The sequence below is a fragment of the Photobacterium frigidiphilum genome (assembly GCF_003025615.1).
GTDB lineage: Bacteria > Pseudomonadota > Gammaproteobacteria > Enterobacterales > Vibrionaceae > Photobacterium > Photobacterium frigidiphilum.
Genome location: NZ_PYMJ01000008.1, coordinates 183,815 through 199,034, shown reverse-complemented (window position 1 = coordinate 199,034; position 15,220 = coordinate 183,815). Strand labels below are relative to the sequence as shown.

The window sequence follows — 15,220 nt, the reverse complement described above, 5'->3', positions numbered from 1 at the left end:
TTAGTTCCCCTTACACTGTTGTGTAGCACGGTTAAATTCATCAACAAATTGTGGATATTCTTTTACAAATGACTTTGAAAAATATGCGCCTAACGGTTGCGATTTCACCCGTGTTTTTGAGATCGCTCGATAGCTAATTCCCATCTGTTTAATGGTCTCTTCTATCACTGCGTCATTGCCTAAAATTGCGCCGACCTCCCCTTTTAACATCAGGTCAATCATCGCTTTGGCACTGCGTGGTTTCATCGATGCGCGATAACCATTTTTCTGCAGCCAAAACCATTTGTTTGACCCAAATAGGGCAACGACTTCAACTTGGCTTTTAAACATCGCACTATCAACATCCGTGGCATCAGATAAAGAGAACCAGCTCCAATTTTGTTGTTCAATTTGGTCTGAGTAGATAGCATATTCGTCTCGCTTAACATTATGAGACGCTAAGAAGAACCCATGTTGAGCACCCACTTCTGTCAATAGCTGAGCTCTATCCCAACTTGTCATTGTTATTTGATAAGGCTGTTTCATCGCACGCATTACGCACTTAATTTTGTCTATTCCTGGTCCTTTCATCACACCATTTTCTTGGTATTGATAAGGGAACCATTCCTGCGTAGCGAGCAGTAAACGTTCTGGTTTTCCATAAGCGAAAGCCAGTTGTGAATAACTGAACAATCCTAACAAGGCAAAAATGATGACAATATTGCGGTTCAGCCATTTGGCTAAATAAATAGGTAGCGAACATCGAACTAGATTATGTAAACCAATCATTGAATTTCTCCCCGCATTGTCATGCCCGCAGCGCGAATAGCATTACCATCTGGGGCATAAAGATCGCTTGCCATTTCGATTAACACGAATGGGATCTGCGCTTTAATTGCTTCAGCTTGCTTAAAGTTGATCGAGATATCTGGTGGCGATAATACGCCCACAGGCAGATCTCGCGGCAAGACGCCATCTCGCAAAATTCTGACCCCATAGAGAGCCGCTTGATGCGCGTTATTCTCAAAGCTGACACCAACAGACATCAATGCACTTTGCTCAGTGTTGTTCACCGCATCAGGTACGACAGTCAGAAGCGGTATGCCTTCGGCCAATTGATTAATTTCGTCAATTCGGTCCAAAAGGCTTGAACTACCGGTTAGCCATAAGATTGATTGGTTTGGATCTAAGAGCTGCATTTGCTTCACTTGGGATTGCATGACCATTTTTAATGAAGAATCCGCTTGGCTTTCATCGACTTCGAAGGTGACGACTTCAATTCCTCGTTTTTGTGCTTCTTTCTTTAACGGTAAATATTGAGTGAGATAAGCACTGGTATTTTTCTTCGCGTACAACACACCAATTTGGCTTAATTCAGGTTTGAATTTAAGCAGAAAATTCAACGTAATATCCGCAGGAAGGTTTAATGACGTAAACGCAAAGTTGTTATTGCTGCTGAGATAATTATTCGTTAATCCAAGTAAAACCGGATCTTTTGCATTGACTGATACCACTGGTAGTCGCTGGCCCGCGTACAATTCATGCAGCTGTACGGTTGCCTTAGAACCAACGGTATAAATCAAATCGGCCTTACTTTCCGCCAGTTTTGTCCATCGCATGATCGCATCGTCTGTTGCGGGAAGCAGGAATACTCGAAAAGTCGCATTACCTAACTCACGTCTAAATACATTGAGCATGGTGGCTAATGCCGTGTCATACGAATTGGCTTTACGTGAAACCAATACCCACACTTTCGGATATTTATTACGCGGAATAAAATCGACATATTGCTCGTTAGTTGTCGTTTCCCACGCGAGTTGGGTCGACACCTCTAAATCAGCACCTAACCAGTCGGGAATATCAGCCGATACTGGGAAAGATATCAACGGCAGCACAAGCACACTTAACATCGATATTAGAAGGCGAATTCTCATGCGCTGGCTCCTTGCTTGCTTGGTCGGTCAAATAACCAAAGCGAACCACTCGCCACTAAGAAGAAAACACTTAGCACCCAAAATGTTGCACTGTTACCGACAAGCATCAAAAGTTGCCCTACCACAATTGCGCCTAATACATGACCGAGTCTTTCTAAAAATCGATACGTGGTCGCAACCATGTTGGCATCATTGTCACTGGTGGTATTCACAACATGGGTGACGACAGGGGCGTTTACAAAACCGTGAGCTAACCCCATAACCAGCATTGATCCTGTCGCGATTAGAACCGCGTAAGCACTATCTTGTACTAAGAAGACGGTGCCAAGCATAGCCAGAGAGATAGACGCAATAAGATTACCAAGACACAACGCCCATTTAGTTGAACCAATGCGGTCAATCATCGGGGCAACTTTGCCACTAACAAACAAAACAGCGAAAGCATAAGCCATTAATACTTGGCCAATGCTCTCTTTCGTCACGCCTTTTTCGCTAAGTAAAATAGGCACTGCAAAAAACACTACGCCAGTCAGCATCATCTTGGTTGGAATACCGACCAACACCATGGTGCGCATAAACGAAGGGACACGAAGTAAAGCAGCACACCCACTTAACATAGACTGAAGAGAGTCGCGTAAACTTCCACCCATCTGCTTATCAGGAACCATTGAAGGTAACACCATGCTAAACACAAACATCAAACCACCGACCAATGCCGATAATAAGAAGATTCCGTTGATACCAAGCGCATCCGCTAACAAAGCGCCAATACCCGCACCAGAAATAAAGCCCGCATTAAAACAAAACACAATGATTCCGGCAGCTTGAGTTTTATTGGTTTTATCGCTAAATCGTAAAATATACGCTTGAATCGCCACAAAAATCGTTGCCTGGCCGACGCCTGAAATAAAGCGAGCAAGCAAAATAAGCGCTAGGTACTCCTCGTACATTAACAACAAGCAGCCAAAGCTAGATAGCACGATGCCACTCGCTAATACGCGGCGAATATCAAATTGCTCCACCAATCTCGATACTGGTAGTAGAGAACAAGCAAAACCCACAAAGTACAGGGTAAAGAAATAAGAGGTCCACCCCGCATCTAAGCCATTTGCTAGCGCTACATCCGCCAGATATTGAGGTAATACTGGAGCCATTAACGACTCCATTAATACCGTCACTAACAGTAATGGCTTCACTTGTGCCAATACCACTTCCGCCTGACTGTCATTATCTGAACGGCTGAGTAGTCGGATAAAAGCAAAACAAATAAACGCACACCCAGCAAAAAGAATCGCAAAATTCTTCAGAATATTAATCAACTGAGACAACAGCACTTTAGGATGAAATGAGATCGTTACTTGATTACCCATCGAATCTGAAATAGGGAACTGAGCCACACTCTCGGCTCCCATCATTTCACCGTCAGTGGCGCTACGAGCAATAACCTGAGATTGGTGCTCGACAGTAATACTGGAGACTTCATCATTCGCCTGTCGAAAACTTGCCAACATCTCATCCATGCCGCTCACTCGTTCAGGATCGATACCGAGATTAAGCACTGGGGATAAACGATGAGTAACAATATTAGCCATTGAATTGGCTTTATTTTCTAAGCCTGATTTATATAAAGCCCCTACCATCAAAATGACGCTGAACGACATCGCGATGAACACGACACCAAACGCTGTAAAATAGATTTTTGCTTGTTGGCTTTGCAGAACCATAAAGACAAATAATGCGACTGAAATAGCGATTAACCACGCCATCGGAGCAAAACTTTCGTTGATAGCTTTTGTCACTTCTACGTCACTGAGTAAAACCTCTAGCGAGCCTACCTGAGTAAACTTATTACGTAGAGGTATCGATATTCGACTGGCCTCAAAATTATCGGTGGTATAACGATAGAGCTCTTGCTGACCAGAGATAACGCGAATATCTACCACGGAACGATCCGCATCTACAATCGGCGACAGCACTTTCTCTAACCCAGCAATATCTTGTAGGGGTACGCCAGAACTTAAGATTTGCTCTAAACCAATTCGCGCCGCTTCTGTTTGTGCCAATACGGCGTCGCGGCTTTGTTGTTGGTAACCTTTCAATGCTTGCGCATAACCAACCACAAAAATAAGTGATAACGAAACGAAAACCAATAAAGCGCCTAAAATCAATCGGCTATGTTGTCTCAAAGTCTGCAAACTCACGTTTAAACGCCAGCCATTTGATCAAACTGTAAGTTAAAACAGTGTTTGAGCGCCATTGGACGTTTTGACTTTAAAAATGACAAACGGTTGAAAACCAATGATTGGATAAGATCAGAGTAATTCATCCCTTCGCGTGCCAAATCATGACAGACTAAGCTAACCTTACTGCCTTCAGGTCGTTTAAGATCAGGTTTAGGGTTGGTTTCTAGAACATACAAGTTGCCTACTTCGTCCATACGTAAATCGACGCGTACTAATGTTTGCAATCCCAATTGCCGATAAATTTTTTGTCCAATATCCGCTAACTGTGCACGTAAGGCTGGCTCATTGACCGCCACTAAGCGATCTTGAGTAATGGGTTTTACATCCATCGAGGTAAAAATAGGTTCGTCAGCTTCTAATATGCGCTCTGTAATTGAGAAGGCTAATGGCGTTGTCGATTGAGTCAATTCGCCATTTTTAAAAATATATTCCCCAGCAACGGCAACCACAAACTCTCGACCTGGCAGAAATGGTTCGATCATCACGATGTTATTAGTCGCGTTTTTCACCTTGCTTACGACTGCTTTAAGGTCTGCGCGATCGAATACCGGATAAACGTGTATCGAAGCACGGCCAGAAACGGGTTTAACCACAAATCCATGCGGGAAATTACTCGAAATATCATCAAGTGCTTGCTGGTTACTTTCGCTATCAAAATCTTCATCAATGCCGATAGTGATAAATGGTGCCGTTGGCAGGCCTGCCGCTTTAATTTCATGTTTAAACAGGTGTTTATTATCTAAAATGCCAGCAGTCATTGGCGAATGACCGACATAAGGTACACCTAACATTTCTAATGTCGACGGCAAGTGGCACATAGCATCAAAACCTTGCAGTCCACCACTATTAGTGATCACTAAATCGATTTTTTTACTTTCTAGTTGCTTAGCTAAGTGAATGTCTTCCGCTAAAACTTCAACTGAACCGAAGCCAGATTCACGTAACGCATTGGCGATATCATGCGCCACAGGCGCATAAGTCTTCGTCGAACGAGGGCTCAAATTCTCAAAAATATAGCTTTGTGTTTGCGACTTATCACCACCGTGAATCACAGCAATCTTAAGGTTATTACGGATCCACTCTAACTGAGTGAGTGAAAATACTTCGTTTTGCATTTTATTTACCTACAACAAGCGCCATTCAAAGACCAAAATTGCCAAAGCAAGTGAATAGTCGAATAGCAAAAAAGTTATCTTTATAATCGTTATAAATGGCAGACCACTTACGGACCCATCCATCTCGTATCACTCATTGTTAGAGTGACTGTATTTACTCAATATCTATTTGGAACTGATGATTATCGATACTGATATTGACTGAGTTGATAAGTTCACCTTGGCTCATTTTTACGATGCACTGATTCGCGAGTTCAGGCATAAGTTGTCGATTGATCAACTGTTCAATCGCACGAGCACCAGTTTCCGGCGACTGATTCATCGAGATTAATAAATCAATGACTTGTGGTTCGTAAGTAAACGTCGCGTTGTAATGAGCTGTCACACGCTTCTCTATGCGTCGTAGTGATAATTGCGCGATTTTCGCCATCTCTTCATCATCAAGAGGAAAATAAGGAACAATCGTCGCTCGACCTAAGAATGCCGGTTTAAAGAAACGCTGTAATTCAGGGAAGATTGCCTGCGTGAGTTCAGGAACTGCAGGTCTTTCATTCACACAAGCATTAACGACGGCACTGTCTGCCGCGTTCGATGTCATGATGATAATGGTGTTACGAAAATCAACATTTCGACCTTCGCTATCAGAAATAGAACCCTTATCAAAAATTTGATAGAAAATATCGTGAACACCTGGATGTGCTTTTTCCATTTCATCAAGCAACAGAACTGAGTAAGGATTTTTACGCACGGCTTCTGTCAACACGCCGCCTTTGCCATAGCCAACGTAACCAGCAGGAGAACCTAGCAACATCGAAACTTTGTGTTCTTCTTTAAATTCAGTCATGTTGATAGTGGTAATATTGCGCTCACCACCATATAAAATGTCGGTTAACGCCAAAGCGGTTTCAGTTTTACCCACCCCACTCGGCCCGCACATCAGGAATACACCGACAGGTTTACGAGGATCGGTTAAGCCAGCACGAGACATACGAATCGCTTGAGATATTTCGGCAATAGGCGTGACTTGACCAATCACACGTTCACCAATGTGGCTTTCAAGGTGCATGAGGCAATCCACTTCTTCAGCCAGCATGTTACCAACAGGAACACCAGTCCAAAGTGCAATCACTTCAGCAATAGTTTGTTGCGATACTTGTGGTAACACCAATGGCTGCTCACCCTGAATGTTACGCAGTTCCGCCATTTTTTCGGCTAGCAGGGCTTTGCTCGGGTGCAAAGCGATGTCGTTTCCTTCAACGTACAGTCCATCAAGTTCATTTTGCAGCTCAATGATATGCTCAACTAACTGCTTCTCTTGATCCCAGCGACCAGCTAATCCTTCTCGACGCAGCTCTAGTTCTACTAAATGAGTCTGCGCAATATCAATGCGACCATCTTCAATCGACCATAAAGCCGCTTCATGAAGTAAGGTCTCGATCTCATTTCTGGTGTACTGAATTTGCTCTTCAATCGCATCCAGTAGACTTGGGGTTGCACTTTGACTTAAACCAATCCGTGAACACGCGGTGTCTAACAGGCTAATGGCTTTATCAGGGAGCTTTCTTTCCGGTAGATAACGAACAGAGAGTGATACCGCAGCATCAATGGCTTCTTGCATCACTTTCACATTGTGATGTTTTTCTAAGCTCTTTTTAACGCCACGTAGCATATGTACTGCGTTATTTTCGCTGGGTTCATCAATGGCAACGACTTGAAAACGGCGAGTCAACGCAGCATCAGATTCAAAATATTGCTTATATTCAGCCCACGTTGTAGCAGCAAGTGAACGAAACTCACCACGCGCAAGAGCTGGTTTTAGAATGTTCGCAGCATCATTTTGTCCGGCAGCGCCACCAGCTCCAATGAGGGTATGAGCTTCATCAATAAACATGATGATTGGCGTTGTTGATTGCTTAATTTCATTGATAACGTCTTTCAAGCGGTTTTCAAACTCACCCTTTATGCTTGCGCCGGCTTGTAGTAGTGACAGATCAAGGCTTCTTAATTCTACATTTTGCAACGCAGGCGGCACGTTGCCGTCGACAATTTGTTGCGCTAACCCTTCCACGATAGCCGTTTTTCCAACCCCTGGATCGCCAACTAAAATCGGGCTATTTTGACGACGACGACACAAGATATCGATAGACTTGCGAATTTCGTCACCACGGCCAGAAATAGGGTCTAGCTGACCATTTCGAGCTGCCTCGGTTAAATTTTGCGAGTACTTATCCAGCGCTGGCGTGCCTGCGGCGTTAAGTGATTGCTCCATGCTTTGGGCCGACGTCGACTCAAGGTTACTGGGGGTTGTAGCGACCTTCGCTTGAGTTTTTAACCACTCAGACGACAATACTTTTAGCCATTGGCTTAATGGGCCGTTATAAGCCCCTTGCTCAATGCGTTGCTTAAGAACCAACAGTAGGTGATATTCATTTACCATTAATTGAGCGTGATTTAGCGATGCGATCATCCACGCGTCTTTAATCATTTCGACTAACTGTGGCGATAAAGCGGGTGATGCATCATTACCACGACCGAATGTAGATAAGTTGTCTTGTAACTGCTCAATTAAGCGCTCTTTCGCTATCGCGGCTTTATCTACTGCAGCAGACCAACCTTGAGACGACTGTTGTAACAATTGAATGAACCAATGTTCTAATTCAACTGCATAATGCCCTTGTTTTACACAATCGCCAGCAGCAGACTCTAACGATGCCTTCACGTTTGGTGCAAGTCGCTTTACCAGACTTTGTAATTCAATGTTTATCATTATTTGTCCTAACTAATCGTGAGTGGCATATCTACATATTGCTTTTTGTTTTCTCGACTATTCATCCAAGCCGACTGCCCTATCCTTACCCCTTCCTCTGCAATGCTAGTAAGCTTGACTCGGGGTAAATACTGGCTATTTACGCTCATGTATAAGTTGTATTTGATGTTGATACCCATGTAACTGCGCACTAAATGATCAATAGCTTTGATCATTTTCCTATCTTGGCGGATAGCCAAGTAGTGGCGATAATCTTTCGGGCGAATTTTTATACTCAATTTTTGACCTAACATTGGCGTCGTTTTACCCAGCAACGCTCCCATTCCCAGTCGTGTATTCTGACCAGACTTCCCTAACTTACTTAACGAACATGGTGTCAACGGCTGATACTCAAGTTCGCTATGATCAATTTGAAACTCCGCTTCAAAATAGTCTTCTAGCAGTGCCTTCATCGAGATAGGACAAGTGAGCTTCAACCCAAGCAATCCGGTGTACTGAATAAGATGCTGTTGCGGTAAAAACTCACTATTCTCTGCCACACCACATAAGCTCGCCAGCATAGACGTCAGCGAATGTTGATGACGATTCCAAGCAAACGTTTCTTCTTCCATTTGACTGGTTAAGTCGTGCTTTAACTGCGCTTGGCAATAGAGGCGAAAATAGCGATTATTGAATGTGTCAAAAAACTCAACCGCCGCTTCATTACCCAAGTCAAATTTGGTCACTAGTGCCTGTTGATACATGGAACGAGGCATGCTGGCTTGGCTACCAGAAAGGCCAGATAGAGAAGTCTTCACCACATAATGATTAGCGCGATCCGCATACACTTGCGTAACTTGGCTATGATAATGAGCGGGTAGCTGCTCAACACTGAACCTAACATTAGGACGAACACCTAAATGATCCGCCTTGTGCTTGAACCATTGCCATACCCGCTCAAGATCCGAACGGTTTTGCATTGCATCAAAACGCACTAGAGGAGACTCTTGCATCCGGTTCTCCTCGGGAAGGTGATATACAACGCATCTTGGCCTTCAAATTTGATATCCACTTGGGTAAAGCTGTTAAAGCCCGCAAAGAAAGCAAAAAAGTGATCAAGTAGATGGCTAAACATGGTAATTCCGCCGTTAACATTGGTCGGATCGAGTGTCACTGTAATTTTGGTTCCATAGGCAAAACACGTTCGACCTGAAACTCGGATCGGCGCCACCACTTGCTCTTGATCTATTGCAACTAAAGATTCGATATAGAGCTGGTTTTGTGAACTGTGGTTGTGGTTATACAGTTCAAATACATTTTTTAAGGTTGATTTTGGATCGTCACTGCCCAGAATGGCGTGATAATTAAAGTGAAGATGGCACAATAATGACCACACATTAGTGCTGTTATCCTTACTACGAATGGGCAGCGAAGGGCGACGAAGCAAGCTCATCTCAGCGGGGATCGTGATCGATTCCATACACTCGACTGAACTATTTATCGGCAAAGAGCCCACTCTGCTACCGTTGGTCACTGTCGCGTTAACTAGCCAAGTTTGTTTTTCGCTTTTTAGACTGCTATGTTCGAGATCGGCAACCTTCAATGCACTCTCTAGCTCGCCGCTTTCATGTAACTTTTGCACTAACTGCCAGCGTAAACCGCTTTGTGAACCACTGTATTTTTCGCCGTATATTTGAGGGATAGTGACGAGATCAGACGTTGTAACGTCGATAACTTCATCTATTGAAAAAAGCTCTAAGTCTTGAACTTGTGTCGCATCAAGAACTATCGGATAGTCTTTTTGTAAAAAATCTATTTCAACAGGATCTGCTACCATGTGATGCAAGTTAACGATCGGGGTTGAAAACAGAGAAAAGTGCTCAGTAGATAGGCTTCGTGCAACATCGACACTTAATTCATCAACGTAAATTTGCAGGGTAAAACGGTTACTCACACAATCCTTTAATGCCTGATTAAGCTGCACGGTAAAACCATTGAACCGGTCTGAAAATACAAAAAATTCAGTCAATAATTTAAAACCACCGAAGCTGGCAGCCTGATAAGGCAATATCGTGTCATCCACATCAAAGCCAATAGGTTGGATTGATTGCTTACCCAGAATATGAGTACTCTTTTGGGTTCGAATACAAACTTGAGAAGTACCATGAACCAATAAGTCATACAGCTTTAGAGCAAAACTGCTTTCACCTTTTAGAGTCAAGTTAAGGCTTTCCATCGCGAGCAAAGAAATATCAATGCCTTCATCGACTGCTGAAATAGTGATTTCAATCAAAGCCTTCGCTTGTTCGGCCCCTGCTGGTTTTACCGTTTCAAATGGTGCGAATGCGACCTTTACTGTTTCAATTTCAACTGGAAATAAATCAACATCTTTGGTGGTACGAAACAGTGCTTTATTGCTGGTATCACCAATTTCAAATTCTGTGCCTGCCGGAATACTGTGTGTTGCACTGGCGTCGCTAGTCACATCAAAATTGAGCACACTGTATGATGGAACTGGGCGTAAATAGTGTGGAAAGAGCAAGCGAATTAAACTATCGGTTAATTCAGGGAACGACTCATCTAATCGCTTTTGTAAACGACCATTTAACAGAGCCACACTTTCGATTAAGCGCGTTATTTGTGGATCGTCAACACCATCCTTTGTAATACCTAAAGCGCGAGCAGAACTAGGATGACGATCTGCAAACTGAGTTGCTTCGCCACGAATAAAACTCAGCTCTTGTTCAAAGTATTGCAGCAATGAATCAGACAAGGTTCGACTTCCTTACATCAAGTTTATTTCGACTGAAATCTAGCAAAGAATCCAGAACAATCGCTTCATCGCCTTGCTGTGAGTGCATAATTGCGGAAATTCGAAATTGCAGTTGATTAGTTCCTGCTGATTGTTCATTAAGTTCAATATCGACCTGAGCCAATCGTGGTTCATATAAACGGATCAGTTCAGCGATATCAGCGACCAACACATCACTATTTGATTTGCTTTGTGAACGAGTGGTATTGCTTAGACCTATATGCACGATCGAACCTTCCACTAGATTTGCTTCGCCTTCAACAGAAGACCAAATCGGAGCTCGACTAGAAATCAATGCACATACATTTTCTATAATGGCATCGCGCAGCCCATCAATATCGTCTTGCCAGCTACCATCAAGTTTTGCCATTAGGCTCATGCCGACTCTCCAACTTCTTGGCTCGATACTGACGCTTTAAGTACAACTTGCGCGTCCATCATTTCATACTGGTATTGAGGTTGAAGCATGATCTGACATTGGTACCTTGTGTTGTCTCGTGGATCTTGCTCAATGCGAACTTCACAAGCTTTTAGCGGAAATCGCGCCATAATGGAGTCTTCACCATAATCAACTTCACTGATGTAATTCTGCAACCAACGCTCTAAACTACGCTTACAATCTTCAGCACTGTCGTAACGCCCAACCTGATCACGAATTTGAGCTTTTATATAGTGACCAAATCGGCATGCCATTAAATTGGTTTGCAACATACCAAGCATTCGCTCCGTATCGTTTTTAGCTTTCCAAACAGACTGATTGCTAAAGAATCCTTTTTGCTCGGTGAGATACAAGCTCGACAAAGGGACAAAACCTTGTTCAGCCCAAAAACCATCGTCTTCAGCATAAATATCAACCTTGCCGCACAAGGGCTGATCCATTTGAGCAATCGCACCATATAAACCCGTTTCGTTATATGAACGTAAAAAACCAAACCAACTAATTCGATCAAATTCACGAATAACATTCATCGCTAACAAGTACGCACTATTGCCCCACAACGAATGCAGCCTTGTGTTTGGCTGGTTATAAATAAAGCCAGCCACACAATGATGATAAGGTTCGCGTTGCAAATATTCAGGCAGAGCAAGATGCAAAAAACGTGATGCTGGGTTATCACGTAATAGTTGCCATGAAATAAAATCACGGCTGTCTAAAATACGCTTAGCACGTGAACTATCGTGTAATTGGCGATTGATATCATCACCAAAAAAATCTTCATCAACACCTAATACCACTGGGCATAACGAGCGTTCGGCCAATTCAGCTAACAGCTGTAATGTGTAAAGATCATCATACTCACCGTCATCGCCATAATCAGATGTAACGCGGTGATCAACGACCACCATTCCATATGGCGTTCCGCCTGCGGTATCAAATTCATTGGAATACAACTTCTTAAACAGCGCTGTCTGTTTTATATCGAAGGAGTAATTGAGATCGTTAGAGACCATTTCCCAACTAAAATCGAGAAGACGGATCTTTACGCGGCGATTCGATACAGGCAGGTGTGTCAACGTCTGCAACCCTAACCAACTTGATTCCAGTTGCTTAAAATGTGGATGAATCATCACCTCATTGAGTTGTTGGCTGATTAAGTCATCTAAGCTTGTTATTACTTGAATTAATAAAGCTTTGAATTGGACAGTCGCCTCGCCTTGAGCAAGCTTTAATAGCTTCTGCCACGGTAAATCAGCAGATAGAAGGGGGGACACTGTTGTTTTATTATGAGTTTTCATCGACTGTCCAATTCAAAGCTATCCGGAGATTTTCATCCCCGAATCGGGTTAACCCGGAATGTTTGCAACCATGCGTAGCGAGGTCGATAACTCTTCCATTTGTAACCAAGGACGAAGGTATGCAACCGCTGAATATGCACCAGGTCGCCCTGCTTGCTCTTCAACTGTTACTTTTGCTTCTACAAGCGGGTGATGTGCTTTCGCATCATTACCGATTGCATTTGGGTTCACATATTGATGAATCCATGTGTTGAGATCTTTCTCTACATCGCTTGGATCTAGGTTTGAACCAATACGATCACGACCCATTACTTTTAAGTATTGAGCAATACGGCTACTCGCCATCGTGTAAGGAAGACGTGCTGAAATTGCCGCATTAGCCGTCGCATCAGGATCAACATATGTCTTAGGTTTATGTGTCGTCTGTGCGCCCATAAATACCGCGAAATTGGTATTTTTATAATGAACTAGAGGAAGGAAACCAAGATCACTTAGCTCTTTCTCACGTTCATCCGTTAGGTTCACTTCAGTAGGACATTGCTGAATTAAATCACCCGCATTTGAGTAATGAGTAAAATTAGGTAAGTTCTGAACTTTACCGCCATTCTCTGTTCCACGAATTGCAGTGCACCAACCGTATTGTGTGTACGCTTGAGTCATTAGAAGACCGAATTCATAAGCAGCATTGCTCCATACAAAATCTGAATCATTCTCTACAATTTGTTGACCATTATCGCGCGTATTTAGCTCTTCGAATTCGAATGACTTAACGGGTACTGTGGCCGCACCATATGGTTGGCGAGCCATTGTCTTTGGCAGTGTTAATGCCACGTAGCGAGAATCGTCACTTTCACGGAAAGCGTTCCAACTCGCATAAGCTGGAGAATCAAAACCAGCTGCGACAGGCTTGCCATCTGCAAATCTTGCAAATGAGCTGAAATCAAACATGCTTGCGTTTGCAGCCGCAATAAATGGTGAATGTGAAGCCGAAGCTACTTCGCCCATATAACGCATCAATGCAACGTCTTCATCACCGTAACCAAATTCGTAGTCACCAATTAAAGCGCCGTACGGTTGACCACCAGCAGTACCAAATTCTTCTTGGTAAACCATGGTAAAGAAACGGCTGCGATCGATTGCTGGTGCATCTTCGAATTGCTCAAGCAGTTCATCTTTTGTGTAATCAGCCAATTTGATCTTTAAATCAGGACCAAGTTCGCTATTTTTTACTAATTTTTGTAGACCAAGCCATGTTCCTTCCAATTTTTGGAAGTCGCTATTTTTCATTACGATCGACAGCTGTTGCGAGATCTTGCTATCAATAGCGCTGATGGCCTTTTCAATCGTTAACGTTAGATTGTTATCCCACGTTACCGTACCTTCAAGTGCTTGAGAGGTTAAAATACCCAGCAATTCTTTGGTTGTATCTACAGGTGTTTGTGCTGTTGCTGTTATGGCTCGATCCAAAAAGCTCGCTGTTTCAGTCTCAACATTCGCTTGTTCGAGAGTTTGTTGTTCAGTAGACATTATTCTGCTCCCTCGTTGTTGAGCCCTAATTCTTCAGCTAAACCTTGAATTGCGTCCGTACTTTGCAGCACTTCTTTCAATAGTTTTTCTAAATCACGAGAACGGTCAGCTTTGCTTAAAAGCACTTTCAACTGATTACGTGTTTCAACCAACTGTTTTAGTGGATCAATTTGCTCAACCAATTTCTCTGGATGAAAGTCTTTCATTGAGCGGAAGCTCATGCTGACTTCAAATTGGCTGTCATCATTCGCTAGCTTGTTATCGACTTTATAAGAAAGCGTTGGATGAATCTGTTCCATTACCGTATCGAAGTTATCTTTATCAACGCCAGTAAATTCACGTTCTTCCAATTCCACTTTGTCCGCTTCAGGCTTATGCCCTGAAAAGTCACCAATAACACCGACGACAAAAGGCAATTCTTTGGTTTCTACTGCGCCATTTGTTTCAACATCATAAGTGATGCTGACACGGTTTTTGCTCACACGTTTGTGCTGTGAATTTAATGCCATAGATGGGTCCTAATAGATCATTGTATGATCGTAATTAAGTGCCCTACCTAAGGTAAGACACCTAGTAATAATTACTTCGCGCCAGACGTCATTTTGCCAATAGGTAGGTTGTAAGTCACAATCCCACCAGAAACCATGTCACCGCCGTCTTTCTCATAATTATGTTTTTGAGAAATTTCGATGTAAGAAAGAGCTAAACTTTCGTACGGTTGAGAACCATCAGAGCCACTTACGTTGTAAGAAACTAAGCGTGCTTTCGTTAGTTTAATTTGGAAATATACTTCTGCACCTTGACCATCATGTTGAGGTTTGGTGAATGCAATTTCGACTGTTTTCCCTTCTTTACCTGGATTAAATAGGTAAGAAAGTAGATCTTCTGATGCACCGTCAACTTGCTTAGAAACGTTAACTTCGCTCATCGCAACCATGCCTGAATCGGCGTTGTTACTATTACCGATATCCATAGCTACATTACGTACCGCTCCCCAAGAATATGAAGAGATTGCAAACCAACCCTCATCTTTCCCTTCTAAAGCTTTAACATCAGTAATTGTCGCGCCACCTTTTACATCTAGGCCTTCAACGCGCATGTATATACTTGCCATGATCATTCTTCCT

12 protein-coding genes are annotated in these 15,220 nt (G+C 43.0%); all 12 read right to left on the bottom strand.

Annotated features, from left to right (window positions below; all coding sequences use genetic code 11):
- Complete coding sequence (locus C9J12_RS10620) at positions 1–768, bottom strand: substrate-binding periplasmic protein (RefSeq protein WP_107242685.1); 768 nt, start codon at positions 766–768, stop codon at positions 1–3.
- Positions 765–1,913 (bottom strand): ABC transporter substrate binding protein, encoded by a 1,149-nt coding sequence (locus C9J12_RS10615; protein WP_107242684.1) that lies wholly within the window; start codon positions 1,911–1,913, stop codon positions 765–767. The genes C9J12_RS10620 and C9J12_RS10615 overlap by 4 nt, the downstream gene beginning before the upstream one ends.
- Positions 1,910–4,108, bottom strand: coding sequence for an MFS transporter (locus tag C9J12_RS10610; RefSeq protein ID WP_107242717.1), 2,199 nt, complete (start codon positions 4,106–4,108; stop codon positions 1,910–1,912). The genes C9J12_RS10615 and C9J12_RS10610 overlap by 4 nt, the downstream gene beginning before the upstream one ends.
- An 8-nt stretch (positions 4,109–4,116) precedes the next feature.
- Positions 4,117–5,271 carry a D-alanine--D-alanine ligase family protein gene (locus C9J12_RS10605; RefSeq protein WP_107242683.1) on the bottom strand — a complete coding sequence of 385 codons (1,155 nt, stop codon included), beginning with the start codon at positions 5,269–5,271 and terminating at the stop codon, positions 4,117–4,119.
- A gap of 154 nt (positions 5,272–5,425) precedes the next feature.
- Positions 5,426–8,038: a type VI secretion system ATPase TssH gene (tssH, locus tag C9J12_RS10600; protein WP_107242682.1), complete on the bottom strand. Its 2,613-nt coding sequence runs from the start codon at positions 8,036–8,038 to the stop codon at positions 5,426–5,428.
- An 8-nt stretch (positions 8,039–8,046) separates the two neighbouring features.
- Positions 8,047–9,030: a type VI secretion system baseplate subunit TssG gene (locus C9J12_RS10595; RefSeq protein ID WP_107242681.1), complete on the bottom strand. Its 984-nt coding sequence runs from the start codon at positions 9,028–9,030 to the stop codon at positions 8,047–8,049.
- Positions 9,012–10,790, bottom strand: a complete 1,779-nt coding sequence (tssF, locus tag C9J12_RS10590) for a type VI secretion system baseplate subunit TssF (protein ID WP_107242680.1) — start codon at positions 10,788–10,790, stop codon at positions 9,012–9,014. Before tssF ends, C9J12_RS10595 begins: the two co-directional genes overlap by 19 nt.
- Complete coding sequence (gene tssE / locus C9J12_RS10585) at positions 10,783–11,208, bottom strand: type VI secretion system baseplate subunit TssE (protein ID WP_107242679.1); 426 nt, start codon at positions 11,206–11,208, stop codon at positions 10,783–10,785. The genes tssF and tssE overlap by 8 nt, the downstream gene beginning before the upstream one ends.
- On the bottom strand, positions 11,205–12,566 hold the full coding sequence (locus C9J12_RS10580) for a type VI secretion system contractile sheath domain-containing protein (RefSeq protein ID WP_107242678.1): 1,362 nt from the start codon (positions 12,564–12,566) through the stop codon (positions 11,205–11,207). The genes tssE and C9J12_RS10580 overlap by 4 nt, the downstream gene beginning before the upstream one ends.
- Before the next feature lie 48 nt (positions 12,567–12,614).
- Positions 12,615–14,093, bottom strand: coding sequence for a type VI secretion system contractile sheath large subunit (tssC, locus tag C9J12_RS10575; protein ID WP_107242677.1), 1,479 nt, complete (start codon positions 14,091–14,093; stop codon positions 12,615–12,617).
- Positions 14,093–14,602 (bottom strand): type VI secretion system contractile sheath small subunit, encoded by a 510-nt coding sequence (tssB, locus tag C9J12_RS10570; protein WP_107242676.1) that lies wholly within the window; start codon positions 14,600–14,602, stop codon positions 14,093–14,095. The genes tssC and tssB overlap by 1 nt, the downstream gene beginning before the upstream one ends.
- Positions 14,603–14,673: 71 nt before the next feature.
- On the bottom strand, positions 14,674–15,207 hold the full coding sequence (locus tag C9J12_RS10565; protein ID WP_107242675.1) for an Hcp family type VI secretion system effector: 534 nt from the start codon (positions 15,205–15,207) through the stop codon (positions 14,674–14,676).
- Positions 15,208–15,220 lie beyond the last annotated feature (13 nt).